Annotated in this window: 8 protein-coding genes; 4 read left to right on the plus strand and 4 right to left on the minus strand. The window is 34.2% G+C overall.

Annotated features, from left to right (window positions below; all coding sequences use genetic code 11):
• Nucleotides 1-165 precede the first annotated feature (165 nt).
• Nucleotides 166-303 carry a hypothetical protein gene (locus ACW2QC_RS00715; protein WP_457542057.1) on the minus strand — a complete coding sequence of 46 codons (138 nt, stop codon included), beginning with the start codon at nucleotides 301-303 and terminating at the stop codon, nucleotides 166-168.
• A gap of 195 nt (nucleotides 304-498) precedes the next feature.
• Complete coding sequence (locus ACW2QC_RS00720; RefSeq protein WP_457542058.1) at nucleotides 499-3,120, minus strand: SH3 domain-containing protein; 2,622 nt, start codon at nucleotides 3,118-3,120, stop codon at nucleotides 499-501.
• A gap of 400 nt (nucleotides 3,121-3,520) precedes the next feature.
• On the opposite strand from ACW2QC_RS00720, the gene ACW2QC_RS00725 reads away from it, so the two are divergent.
• Both ACW2QC_RS00725 and ACW2QC_RS00730 read left to right on the plus strand, forming a co-directional pair.
• Nucleotides 3,521-4,948, plus strand: a complete 1,428-nt coding sequence (locus ACW2QC_RS00725; RefSeq protein WP_457542059.1) for an MBOAT family O-acyltransferase — start codon at nucleotides 3,521-3,523, stop codon at nucleotides 4,946-4,948.
• Between the two features lie 17 nt (nucleotides 4,949-4,965).
• On the plus strand, nucleotides 4,966-6,144 hold the full coding sequence (locus ACW2QC_RS00730; protein WP_457542060.1) for a DHHW family protein: 1,179 nt from the start codon (nucleotides 4,966-4,968) through the stop codon (nucleotides 6,142-6,144).
• Nucleotides 6,145-6,265: 121 nt separating this feature from the next.
• On the opposite strand, the gene ACW2QC_RS00735 is transcribed toward ACW2QC_RS00730, so the two are convergent.
• Entirely contained in the window at nucleotides 6,266-7,768 is a 1,503-nt protein-coding gene (locus ACW2QC_RS00735) for a glycosyltransferase (protein ID WP_457542061.1), read from the minus strand.
• Between the two features lie 75 nt (nucleotides 7,769-7,843).
• A complete protein-coding gene (gene galU / locus ACW2QC_RS00740; RefSeq protein WP_457542062.1) occupies nucleotides 7,844-8,746 on the minus strand; it encodes a UTP--glucose-1-phosphate uridylyltransferase GalU in 903 nt (300 codons plus the stop codon).
• A 357-nt stretch (nucleotides 8,747-9,103) separates the two neighbouring features.
• Between galU and ACW2QC_RS00745 the strand changes: the two genes are divergently transcribed.
• Both ACW2QC_RS00745 and ACW2QC_RS00750 read left to right on the plus strand, forming a co-directional pair.
• A complete protein-coding gene (locus tag ACW2QC_RS00745; RefSeq protein ID WP_457542063.1) occupies nucleotides 9,104-12,433 on the plus strand; it encodes a CDP-glycerol glycerophosphotransferase family protein in 3,330 nt (1,109 codons plus the stop codon).
• An 81-nt stretch (nucleotides 12,434-12,514) separates the two neighbouring features.
• Nucleotides 12,515-14,056 (plus strand): glycosyltransferase family 2 protein, encoded by a 1,542-nt coding sequence (locus tag ACW2QC_RS00750; protein ID WP_457542064.1) that lies wholly within the window; start codon nucleotides 12,515-12,517, stop codon nucleotides 14,054-14,056.
• The last annotated feature ends 3 nt before the right edge of the window (nucleotides 14,057-14,059 follow it).

Raw genomic sequence — 14,059 nt, forward strand, 5'->3', positions numbered from 1 at the left:
CTATGAAATGCAGATTATATAAACTAGAATTTTATGTGAAAAGTGTGGGATATGAAAGAGGTTACACTTTCTGAAGGTTACAATAGCCAGTATAAAGGAATCCCAATGATTCGTAATTTAATTCATTGGGATTCTTTTTATCTATTATTGATCAAATTTGAAAGCTCAATAGCTAATATTATCATCGTGGTTAGGGTAGAAGAGGGACAATTCTTCACCGGTTGCAAAGTTCATTTCCGTAAATACGGAATCATTATTTTCACGACTTCCCCAACCATTGATTTCTTGGTCTTCGTCAAGCATTTGTGCAGAGCCTTTTCCCCAAGAATTGACTGGTTGGCAACTTTTCGTACTCCGAAATTATTTTTATCTTCATTATCAGCTAGTCTATCATTAAAATCATATTTTTGCAGGATGAATTCTATTTAAAAGTTACCTTTTCATTATCTAAAAAACACCATATACTAAAGAGAAAATTAGTATATGGTGTTGATCGATTTATTTTACTGTTATATATTCTGTTCCGTTTTTACCACCGCTGACCCAAGCTTTTTTACCTTTATAATAAACCTGGTACCATTCATCATTTCTAGAAATATTGTTCTTTTTATCCAGAACAGCGGCTAATAAAGTTTTACTTACTTGTCCAAGTGTATCTCCATTAGGGGATTGACGAACATTAAGATTTGTTGCTGTTACTTCTAGCAGATTAATGAAATCGACAAAATCCCCATGGACCCATCCAGTTTTACCGTTATATACCACTTTTAGCCAATCCCCGTTGAAACCAATCACTTCAATCTTACTTCCATTAGGAATTCCGCCAATTCGGTTTCCGTTAGGATTGTCTCTCAAATTCAAATTATCCGAACCTGTATTTGTTATACCGTATACGTTATCTGGATAATCTGTGCTTGTTGTTTCATTTCCGCTTCCACTTCCACTTCCACTTCCACTTCCATTACTGCCGGTATTAGGCTTAGGCTTTTCAGCTTGGCCTGGTTGATCAACAAACTTTGGTACATCATAGACTAAAGTGAAACTATTCAAGGAATCATAAATACCATCAATTCTCTTTGTCTGTGACACAGCCCATTGGACATGGGTTGCGTATTGATGTGTTGCCGGATTGTCCGGGTTCCATTTCATTTTATAGAGTGTATCTTGCCCTCTATTTATATAGTTTTGAGCAACCTTACCAGCCCCGCCTAATATGGCAGCAGATGGGGAGAACCAGTTATGGTCAAATGCATATTTCGCGCCACAAGAAAGTGGACATGAATCTTTTGCACCGTATCCATACATATTATAGACGATGTGTGCTGCATTTTTACGATTACTTACTATATTTCCATTTGCATCAACAGGAACACCTGCAGCTAATGTGGAGGTTCCATTTCCTGTTTCATGCAATGTATGCGCGATCAGGTAAGCCTCGTTTATGTTATACTTTTTACCTGCATCAATAAATGCTTGGCCGGTTCCATCTAAAGAACCCTTATTTTTTAATATGTTTTGATTAACTTCTTCTGCATTTAATCCGGCTGGTTGCGTTAAATCCAGGAACTGGTAATAACTTGCTGTTCCTTCTTGAAAGTTTGCCGGATTAGCATAGTAAGCTACCTCTTTCCTTGTGGCGGGTATATTTCCTGCTCCATCTGATTTTGGTCCACCGTATTTCATTTGTCTATCAACCATGTAATCAAATGAGTAGTTATAGGTAGTTACATTCGTTATGTCTTCTGTTGTTATATCATTTACATTTATATAACCGGTAAATCGGTCGCCATGTAAATAGACAGTAGCCTCATACCAATTCCTAGAGAAGGTTCTGAACTTTAAGATGCTGCCCTGACTATAACTTTTTAGTATACTTGAACCTCTGGAGGCACGTGAGTAGACTTTAGTTGGCTTTTTCAAAGCGCGCCCATCCAGAGTTTCTTGTTTACCGGGTAATAACTCCTCTACATGACTCGAGTGAATATATCCTGTCTTTCTGACCCCACCAACATAAACAGTCGCTTCATACCAGTCACCTGTGAAGGTTTGATAGGTCAATACACTTCCATCTGGATAAGATTTCAGGCTCTTGGAATTTGTAGATGCATCCGAATAAACAGTGGTAGGATTCTTTAGTCCAATGCCTTTTAATACCTTTTGATCTTTTATCGCATTCTCCACATCTGTATGATGGATAAATCCTTCTCTCCATCCGCCGTTTGCATATACTGTGGCCTTATACCAATTCTCGCTAAATGACTCATAAACTAGTACACTACCAGCAGGATAAGACTTCCAAGCTCCTCCATTAGTCGATGCCTCTTTATAAACGGGTGTTGAACTTTTTAATGCCACCCCTTTATAACTAGTATTCTCCTTAGCGGCTGGTTCAACATGTGAATGGTGAATATAGCCCGTTTTTTTAATTCCATCGACAAAAACAGTAGCCTGGTACCAATCAGATGAAAAAGTCCTGAAAAGCAGTTTTGATCCTACGTCATAAGACTTTAGTTTACTAGAATTAGTCGAGGCATCAGAATAAACAGTTGTCGGGTTTTTTAATGCTAATTCACGGTGTTCATTTTGATTTTGAATTGCATTTTCAACATGACTTTTCTGGATATAACCTGTATGCCGTTTACCACCTATATAAACGGTAGCTTCATACCAATTGGTAGAAAAGGTCTGATAGAATAATATCGAACCTTTTGCATAAGACTTAAGATTGCGCGAATCAGTCGTTGCATCACTGTACACAACGGTTGGACTGTTTAAAGCGACACCCTGTAATAATACTTGGTTTTCTACCGACGTTTCTACATCATTTTTATTGATGAAGCCATTTTTCCTAACGCCATTTACATATACGGTAGCACTATACCAAGAGGAATTATAAGATTCATAGACCAATACTGTACCCTTTTGATAGTCTTTAAGAACAGTCGAATTTGTTGATGTACTTTCATAAACATTTGTTGGATCCTTTAAAGCAACACCATTCAAATAAGATTCGGCATTCACCTTTGCATTTGGGCTTAGGAGCGTTACAGAGCCAGTTACTAAAACGAGAATGAAAATAAATCTAAAAAGTGACCGTAATTTATGATATTGGTTGCACAAAAAAGTATATACCTCCCTTATTGTTATAGTGATAAGAAAGTTTTTGGTATTATAATCACTCCTTTTCATAGAGGTTAAAAACATAAAGTTTACAATCTATTATCGCAACAATTTTGTAAAAAGTTAAGTGTTTTTTCGAAAATAATGATGGATTTTGTTGGGGATTAATTTGGAGTTAGGTATTCTTGTCATTTAATGTCTATTTATCCATTCTTTTGGTGGAGTAATTTTAAGAATGGGTTGTACAGAAGAGTGGATTTAATGTACAGTTAAGCTTGCAATAAGTTGCATAGACAAACGTGATTTTTTAAATAGAAAGCAATTATGAAATTATATTGATTTCATTTATATTATAATTGAAAAAACTTTATAATTAAAAATACGGAGAGGATATACTTTAATGGTTTTTAGCTCAAATATATTTCTATTTTTATTTTTACCAGCAATTCTCCTGGCTTATTTTATCACCCCAAAGGCTTTTAAAAATATTGTTTTGCTAGTGGCGAGCCTGTTTTTTTATGCTTGGGGAGAACCAAAGTTTGTATTTATAATGATTCTATCAATCATTGCCAATTATATTTTTGGTTTACTTGTCGATCTTAATAGAAATAACAAGATGAAAGCAAAAGTGATTTTGGGTATTATGGTAGTTGTCAATCTATTGTTATTGGGTGTTTTTAAATATGCCAATTTTGTGGTTGATAATCTAAATAATCTATTAAATACGTCGTTTTCTATACCGGATATTCCACTTCCCATTGGGATCTCATTTTTTACATTTCAAGCAATGAGTTATGTAATTGATGTATATCGTAAAGATGGAAAGGTCCAGCGTAATCCATTTAACCTAGCATTATATATATCTTTGTTTCCACAGTTAATTGCGGGGCCGATTGTTCGTTATCAAACAGTAGCTAATCAGATAAATAAACGCATTTCTGACTTTCCAAGGATTGCCTATGGTGTTAGAAGATTTATCATTGGTTTGGGTAAAAAAATGATTTTGGCTAATAACTGCGGATACGTTGCCGACCAAATCTTTACTCAAAATCCCGCTGATATGTCTTCCGGACTAGCGTGGATTGGTATTATAGCCTATTCATTACAAATATATTTTGACTTCTCGGCATATTCGGATATGGCGATTGGATTGGGGAAAATCTTTGGCTTTGATTTTCTAGAAAACTTTAATTATCCCTATATTTCTAAATCAATATCTGAGTTCTGGAGAAGGTGGCATATATCTTTAGGATCTTGGTTCAGAGATTACGTATATATCCCTTTAGGCGGGAACAGAAAGGGTAAATTAAACACCTATAGGAATCTATTCATTGTATGGTTTGCAACTGGCTTATGGCATGGGGCAAGCTGGACATTCATAGTTTGGGGGATTTATTATGGACTATTCATAATGCTGGAAAAGGCATTTTTAGGAAAAGTCCTCAAAAAAATTCCTAACGTGTTTCAATATATCTATACACTATTAATTGTTGTTATTGGCTGGGTATTCTTTCGATCGGAAACATTTACTTATGCGTTCTCCTATATAAAGGTTATGTTTGGAATTAGCGGAACTGGAGTCTGGGATATTGATGCTCTTTTCTATTTATCCCAATACGGCATAATATTGTTCATTGCAATAGTAGGCTCAACACCTATTTTAAAGAAATTGTATGGGCTCATAGAATTTAAATCAAAAGAATCAATATTTGTCAGACTGATAGGGAAGGAAATTTCTATTAACCTGTATGTTTTATTAATATTATTTTTGTCTGTAACTTATACAGTTTCGAATACATTTAACCCATTTATTTATTTCAGATTTTAACTATTAGGAGGAGTTGTATGAAAACCTCTTTGGGAGATAAAATAGTTGTAGTTATATTCTTAGCATTTATATTCTCCTTTGGCATATGGAGTTTAGTCAAACCCGACGATAAGATGTCGGTTGTAGAAAATCGTAATTTAGACCAAAGACCAGATGCTACATCGAGTAATTTGCTTTCAGGGGAGTACTTTAAAAGGTTTCAATCCTATTATAATGATCAGTTTCCATTAAGAAGCCAATGGATTGAAGCAAACAATAAAATTGAAAAGGTTGCATTGCAACAAGATGTAGTAAACTCTGAATATATTAGTGATGATGGCTATTTAATACCTACCCTTGTCTCATCGGATGATACTCTAACACCCAAAGACATTGCGCATCGAATTAATAAGTTTGCAACTAATGTAGAAAATGAAGATGTAAATATTTATTTTTCCTTAGTACCAAATAAAACAACAATGATGGAATATAAGTTACCTGATTATGTATTTAGTGAGGCGAATCAATTGTCAAATCAATTGATAAATAATCTTAACAATGTTGCATCCCTTGATCTGCGTAATGCTATTAAAGCACACATGAACGAGAAGAATTTATATTTTTATACAGATCATCATTGGAAGGCAAAAGCAGCATATTATGCATATCAAGAAATAGTAAGCGAAATTAAAGAAAATAATAAGGCTTTATCGGGCCCGATCCCTAAAGATAGATTTATATGGAAAGAAAGTGAGGCAAAGTTTTTAGGTTCAGATGCTAGAAAAACCACAGCTTCTTACGTGGAAATGCCTGATACGGTTACAATTGCCAGACCTGACTTTGAACATGAAAATCTTGAGGTATGTTATCGGGGCGAATGCGACAAAGATCTTTATGACTTTAGGTATTTAAAGCTACAGGATAAATATACAAACCGCTATAAGGTATATATGTCTGGTGATTTTCCAGAGGGGATTATTAGGAATCCTAATGTTAATAATAATCAAAGGTTGCTTATTTTAAAGGATTCCTATGCAAATCCAATGATTCAATTTTTATCAAGACATTTTGAAGAAACAAGAGTACTGGATCTAAGACATTATGATAAAAAAAGTGTCTATCAATATATTGATGAAAACAATATAGATGATGTGCTTTTTATTCATAATATCAATTCGTTAGTTACAACACCATCCTTAACCAATTTCAAAAAATAATTACCACAAAGAGTGAGAAGTTATTTTTCTGTACTATTGGTGTGGTGTACAGCCCACATATCAGAAAAAGTCCAGCATTAGTACAGAAGATGCTAGACTTTTTCTTTATTATAAATTGAAATTAACTATCAATTACTGTTATCCAATCATTCACAAAGCTTTCCTCGCTAAACCGATCAAGCACATCTTTTGAGTTGCTCGCTAATTGATCTCTTAATTCTTTATTTTTCATTATCTCAATTGTCTTAGATGCTAACTTTTTCGTATTACCTTTTGGTACCAAAAAGCCGTCAATCCCGTCACGAATGATATCTTTAGGTCCATATTTGACATCATACGATATGACTGGGGTGCCTGCAGCGAGACTTTCTGTTAATACCATACCAAATCCTTCATAGTCTGATGTCAAAATAGAGCATGCGGCTTTTTGGTATATCTTTACTGGTTCATAGGCGAAACCTTTTAACTTTACATTTTCTTCTAAGTTTAACTTTCTAATTTGTTTTGTTAATTCATCTTCAAGTGAGCCAAATCCATATATATGATATTCAGCATCAGGTATCTCTTTGATTACATAGCTGAACGCTTTAATAGCCTCATCCAATCTCTTTTGTGAATGGTATCTGGCGAGCGTTACTGCTAGATTCGGGTCGTATGCAGTACTACTACCTGATTTCACGGGATTTGCAGCATGAGGTATTACAAAATATTTACTTTGCTCCCCAAACAGATTCGTAATATCCATTTTCTGTTCCTTGGTTAAAAAGACGACACTATCAAATGAATCAATATGATCATAAAAAGGTTTCCAGCTTTTTTTAACTTCAGCAGTTTCATCGTAAGGCTCTTCATAATGGTTATTATGCAGTATTGCGACTTTCTTCACACTTTTACTATTTATATTTCTTACAAGTGTATCCGTATATCTAGAATCTGACATTATGACAGGATTTTTCAATTTAGATACTTTATCCTCAACCCACAATGTATATAATTCATAAAGTGTCTTGTATTCCTGTGGCTTATTTTTAAAGTAGACGGTTCTCTTTTCGTTTCCTTTCGTGTCTACCCAAACACTTAAGATACATTCCCCTTTGCTATCAAAATAGCGGTCGAGTTTGGGTTTATTATGAACGAGATCCATTTGGCGAGAGCGAACGAGATAACCATATTTGTTATATTCGTCACGTTGGTACCTGTGTCTACTTTCATTCATATAATCTATGAACAGCAATTTTTTGTCATCATCAAATCGTTTATATTTTTTATAAAGTCCATTTTGATAATAACGATAGGAGGGTAAAGCATTTCTAGTATCCTCAAAAACAACGTATCCTTTTTCCTTAACTTGGTTGATTGTATGTTGTTTGAAAATCCCTCCCTTTTTATAGGGACCCATAAGGTCAGAAAAAAAGTTAACTACTTTAACCCTTTTATCCAGCTTTCCGGATTTGTATAATTTCTCTTTAATCTCATGAAAGTTGGGTTGGAATTTGAGAGTTAGGAAAATGACCTCATCAAAATGATTAATAAGCGTATTTGCACGTTTCAATACAGCCTTTGCTAAACCGCCACGGACGATATTTAATGAACTAAAAACAAAAACGGGAGTCCTTTTTGCCATTATTACATTCCTTTCCTTATTACTATTGTCTGTTTATATTAAAAAACGAGAAGGGAATACATCCTTTTCGTTTCTTTAGGTATCTAGTTTGACATTATTTTTATGAAAAGCAATCTTTTGATCCAGTTGATTCAAGTAATCGATTAGTGGCTCACGCAGATCCTCCCTGGATAAAGCTATCTCCAAGGTTGCTTTTATGAAACCTATTTGTTCGCCAACGTCATACCTGTTTCCCTCAATTTCATATGAATAAACTCTTTGAATTTTATTTAATTCCTGTATTGCGTCCGTAAGTTGGATTTCGCCACCTGCGCCAACAATTTGTTTATCAAGAAAGCTAAAAACTTCTGGTGTTAGTATATACCGTCCTATAATGGCCATGGTGGAAGGTGCTGTTTCATATGAGGGCTTTTCCACAAGATTTTTAACCAGGTAACTTCTCCCAGACTTCTCAATATAATCTATTATCCCATATCTATGGGTTTCCAGCCTTGGGACATTTTTAACTGCAATTGTTGACGATCCTGTTTTTTCGTACTCATTTATTAACTGTTTTAAACCAGGTTCCTCACTTTGAATAATATCATCACCTAGAAGTACAGCGAAGGGTTCGTTTCCTATAAATTTTCTTGCACACCAAATTGCGTGTCCAAGGCCTTTAGGTTCTTTTTGCCTAATATAATGGATGTCAACATTTGCTGACTTTCTAATCTTCTCAAGCAATTCGAATTTTTCCTTTTTAACAAGGTTTTCTTCTAATTCAAACGATCTGTCGAAATGATCTTCAATAGCTCTTTTTCCTTTTCCTGTAACAATTATAATATCTTCAATTCCAGATTGAATTGCTTCCTCTACAATATATTCGATTGTAGGTCTATCAACTATTGGTAACATTTCCTTTGGCATTGCCTTGGTAGCTGGCAAGAATCTTGTGCCCAATCCGGCAGCTGGAATTATTGCTTTGGTAATTTTCTTCATAGTTTTCCTCCTAAACCACCCTAGTTATGTATGATTAGGGATGTTAGTATATTAATCTGAAAATTATTGGTGGATGTTATTCAGCCACACAAATACATTATTTCACAAGAATCATAGTTTTGAAAGCTTGGTTCCTATCTAGTAATTTTGATCTATTCCATGCTATTTATAATTTTTTGGAAATAACGTGGTAGTGCTTTCAGTTCTTTTTCTATTTTATAAAATGAAGTATGATAATATGTGAATGAATGTATTAAGATTAAGTTTTACTGTACAGCATTTGTGTTTAAAAAAGAAAATTAGTAAACAATGTATTATAATGAATACAGAGTCAAATTTTATTATCGGGAGTTGTATATGAAATTGTTTGCACTGTTTAATAAAAGGAAGAAGAAACAGAAAAAGAAACTTAAGTATAACTTAGATATTAATCAGAATAAGGATAATTTAAAATTAACTGGTTCATTATCGAAGGAATCATACACCGTTAGTGAGCTATGGTTGTTTTCCCGCGAAGAGAGAAAGGGTCATAAGGTTGACGAAAGTAATCATTCTACAAATGAATTTGAATTTAATGTTTCATTAGATAAGCTACTAGCTAAGTTGGAAAACGAAAGCGAAAACGAAAGCCAAAATATATTTGACTGGTATATAAAGGTAATCGCCCCATATTCTGAATTGGCTGAGGCGAAAAAAGAGGACGACAATGTTAAGCTGATTGAAAAAGATGATGAATTAACAGCTGAATATTATTTGCGATTTGGAAGGTTTCAGCATACACAAATAAATGAGTTATCTTTTTATTATAAAGAAGATGATTATCTAATCAATTATTTGACACAAAAAGGTAATTTGTCTGTCACAGTAAATAATGAACCAGATTCACCAACAAGGATCCAGGTCGAAAAGGTAAAATCACAAAAAAGTAAACTGAAAATTGAAGGAAAAATATTCACCAGGAATTCTCTCGTCAAGAATGCTGATCTAGTCCTAAAGGGCAGGGATACTTCGCTTGAGTTGAATACAGCAAATACAGCGTTTTATCATGTGAAGGAAATGGCTGAAAAAAGGTATGGCTTAAATAGATACACGTATTCGGCTGAGGTTGACCTTGCTACTATTAATAATGGAAAGTTGCCTGAAGAAGATGTATACGATCTATTTTTCAAGTTGGACCTTCATGATAAATTCGATGCAAAATATGTACGAATTGGTCGCCCAACGTTTAGAGCTAGGTTCCTTTTAAAAGATATTTATGCTAAGGACAAGGCAGAGGCAATAGTTATTAATCCGTATTTTACGTTCAAAATGTCCAATTTATCACTGGAATCATACAAGTTTCCGATTGAGACGTACAACTATTTACGTAAAACAATGCGATGGGCCTGGTTGTTGCGTTTATTAAATAGAAATCGTGATATTTGGATTGTCGGGGAGAGGTCTTATAAGGCACAAGATACAGGTCTTGCATTTTTTAAATATATGCGAACAAATCATCCGACTAAAGAGGTATACTATGTCATTGATCATGACTCCCCTGAAAAGGCGAATGTAGAGCATCTTGGGAATGTTCTTGATTTTAAATCCAAAGAGCATATCAGGAAGGCGATCATCGCTAAAAAGGTAATTTCGTCGCACCATCCCGAATACTTGTATCCAATTAATACACCTAAATTTAAATCAAAGGTAAAAGCGGACAAAGTGTTTTTACAACATGGTGTAATGGGTACAAAAAACATGGTTGCAAATTATGGCAAGAAAGCCTCTAGTTTTAATACTGACTTATTCATGGTAAGTTCAGACTTTGAAAAGGAAATGATTATAAACGACTTTGGCTATGATCCTGAGCAGGTGTTTGTTACGGGGCTTTCCAGATTCGATACACTGTTCGAAAATGACGTAGAGAAGAAGCGACAAATATTAATTATCCCTACTTGGCGTGACTGGATCGTAACGGATGAAGCATTTTTTGAAAGTGCCTATTATGAACGCTATAAACAATTAATAAACAATCATGAATTGCACGACCTAGCTAAAAAATATGATGCCGAGATTTTGTTTTGTTTACATCCAAACATGCAGAAATTCAGCAAATACTTTGAAAATAGCTCGGTAAAAGTTATTAACCAAGGTGAGGTTGATGTTCAACATTTAATTAAGGAAAGTGCGTTAATGATCACCGATTATTCAAGTGTCGGCTTCGATTTTAGTTTCTTGCATAAACCTGTCATTTATTATCAATTTGATCGATCCAAATTTATTGGCAAAAGACCTTCCCATTTAGACCTTGATAATGACTTGCCAGGAGAAATTTGCGTTGAACAAGATCAAGTTTTGAAGTTGGTTGAGGAGTATGCACATAATGACTTTCGTATGAAAGATGAATATAAATTACGTGCAAATAAATTTATTAAGTACAGGGATCAGTTATCCAGTGAAAGAATTTGGAATGTCATCAACAAAACCCGAGTTGACAGGAATTTGTTCGACAATCCAAAGATAGAATTGCTGTTACAAGCCTTGTTTACGAAGTACAGGAAGAGCAAATATTATTTTCCGAGTATGAAGCTTTTTTATAAGATAGGATCAAAGGTAATTCCAGTTGATAATAAGTTGATATTATTTGAAAGTGGTCTAGGAAAACAGTATGGTGACAGCCCTAGAAAAATTTATGAAGAAGTCCTTAAGCGTGATTTGGATTATAAAAAAGTGTGGGTTTATAACAAGCGGCAACGGTTTAAAGATCCACAGACAAAACGCATTAAACGATTAAGCCCACAATATTACTATTATTTAATAAGGGCACGTTATTGGGTAAACAATCAAAACTTCCCGGCCTATATAAGGAAGCGTCCTAAAACAACTTATCTTCAAACATGGCATGGAACACCATTGAAAAAAATGCTCTATGATATAGAAGAAGTTCATGGTCGAAGTGATGATTACGTTGAACGAATAGGAGAAGCAGTTAAAAATTGGGATTATTTAATTTCCCCTAGTGAATATGCAACAAAGGCATTTAGAAGCGCCTTCCAATACAATGGTGAAGTATTAGAGGTTGGCTATCCAAGAAATGACATCTTTTACAAAGCTGAAAAGCACAAGATTGCCAGAAAGGTAAAAAGTCAATTAGGTATCGATAACGGAAAGAAAGTCATCCTGTATGCTCCAACATTTCGTGATGATCAAGCACAAAAGAAAAATAAATTTTCATTTGATATAAACATGGACCTTCATAAAATGAAAGAAATGCTAGGAGACGAATACATTGTTTTATTAAGGATGCATGTTGTAATTAGCAATAATTTGCAACTGGACGAATCCTTGGAAGACTTTGTGTATAATGTCTCTAATTATTCAGATATTCAAGAATTACAGTTGGTAACTGATATTTTAATAACTGATTACTCGTCCGTTATGTTTGATTTTGCGAATACTGGAAAACCGATGCTATTTTATACATTTGATTTAGAACATTACCGTGATGATATAAGAGGTTTCTATATGGATCTTGAAGATGAAGCACCAGGGCCGCTTGTATATGATACGGATCAAATTATAGAGAATGTTTTAAATATCGATAAGGTGCAAAACGACTATCAACAGAAATATACTGACTTTCAGCATAAATACTGTCTATTGGAGGATGGAAATGCGAGTAAAAGGGTTGTAGATGAGTTGTTTTAAATTATTACTATAAATCCGTTAAATTAAATCACATTGTCGTGATACTTTCGCGAACAAACCATTAACAAGGGGTGATAGTAAATGGAAATGAGTTTATCCAAGAAAGCTACCGAACTTGTAAATGATCGGAACACAAAGATCCTGAATAAACCTAGGACACTAAAAAAGAAGATATTTGAGAATAAGAAAGTGGTAACGGTAGTAATCGCAGCATATAATGCGGAAACTTACATTCAAACATGTATCGATTCTTTAATTAATCAATCTTTACCCTTTGAAGAAATAGAAGTAATTGTTGTTGATGATCATTCCACAGATGAAACGATTGAAATATTAACAGATTATGCGAGAAGGTATTCGAACATTACGGCTGTTCTACTTGAAGAGAATACAGGAACAGCCGCAATGCCAAGAAATGTTGGCATTGAACTAGCTACTACTGAAAAAATAATGTTTTTGGATTCTGATGATTGGTTGGCTGAAGATGCACTTTCAAAACTCATAAACACAATGGATGAAAATAATGATGATTTTGTAGTGGGTAAGACTGTGAAGGTAACTGACCATGGAGAAAGTATTCTTGCTGAGTTTGTATCATATAAAGATAGAATTCATGTATCACCTTTTGATATTCCATACATTTTTTATCATGGGGGCCCACCGTCAAAATTAATGAAAACAGCTATTTTAAAAGAAAATGATATTTGGTTTCCCGAGATGAAGTTTGGTGAAGATAAATTCTTTCTTTTTCGTGTATTACTCAAATGTGACAGTATTTCAACTATAACAACACCCATATGTTATGTTAATCGGCTTTCAAACAATGAAGCATCGTTGACGAGAAATACTACTGTGTTAGATAAAAGAAGAGCTGATATGGAAATGTTGAAATATGTGGCAAAGCTAGATTTGCCTGCTGAACAGGATAAAATACTGCTGAAACGATTAGTGGAATACGATTTGGTTAAAACATGCGACAGTTTTATTTTTGTACGAAGTAATGATAAGCGAAAATACATTGAATTCATAAGAGAGGCACTCGACATATTAAAAGATCGTCAATACGATCTAATAGAGGCATTCGATTGGCCTTTGTACCAAATTGCAGCAAGATTGGCTGAGGAAAATAAGGATCAGGACTTCATTGATCTGTTTAAGTGGTATAAATTAAACAAAAACAAACATGTCGTTATCAAGGATGGTATCGCATTTTACAGTGTTACACCTTTTGATAATAATCACCCATATAAACTTGTACCAATCCCTCTTTTCATTCGTGCAAAGGATTCTTATGTAGAAAACAATGAATATGTTCAAACGTTTGAAATCTATGGGAGAGAACTAGATACTGTTAAATATGCTTTGATACGTGATCGAAAAAAACTGGATAACGAGATAAAAGTTCCTACTAAAATCACGGGGAATACGGGTGAATTACGAGTTAAGTATCAGGAATTAAACGTTCTTAAAAATTCATTGTTTAATGTTTTTGTTCGGTATGATGGATATCGTTTAGCGAATATTAAGCGGATATCTGAAAACAAAATAACATATGATCATCGTAATTTTGCATTTTATACGACAAAAGCAGGGAATGTTGGATTTTCACTTAAAGACAAATAATTA

Source organism: Virgibacillus sp. FSP13, assembly GCF_054048505.1.

Excerpts from the sequence above, each read along its gene's own strand:
- ACW2QC_RS00715 (WP_457542057.1), bottom strand. The coding sequence starts at position 303 with ATGCTTGACGAAGACCAAGAAATCAATGGTTGGGGAAGTCGTGAAAAT.
- ACW2QC_RS00725 (WP_457542059.1), top strand. The coding sequence starts at position 3,521 with ATGGTTTTTAGCTCAAATATATTTCTATTTTTATTTTTACCAGCAATT.
- ACW2QC_RS00730 (WP_457542060.1), top strand. The coding sequence starts at position 4,966 with ATGAAAACCTCTTTGGGAGATAAAATAGTTGTAGTTATATTCTTAGCA.
- ACW2QC_RS00735 (WP_457542061.1), bottom strand. The coding sequence starts at position 7,768 with ATGGCAAAAAGGACTCCCGTTTTTGTTTTTAGTTCATTAAATATCGTC.
- galU (WP_457542062.1), bottom strand. The coding sequence starts at position 8,746 with ATGAAGAAAATTACCAAAGCAATAATTCCAGCTGCCGGATTGGGCACA.
- ACW2QC_RS00745 (WP_457542063.1), top strand. The coding sequence starts at position 9,104 with ATGAAATTGTTTGCACTGTTTAATAAAAGGAAGAAGAAACAGAAAAAG.
- ACW2QC_RS00750 (WP_457542064.1), top strand. The coding sequence starts at position 12,515 with ATGGAAATGAGTTTATCCAAGAAAGCTACCGAACTTGTAAATGATCGG.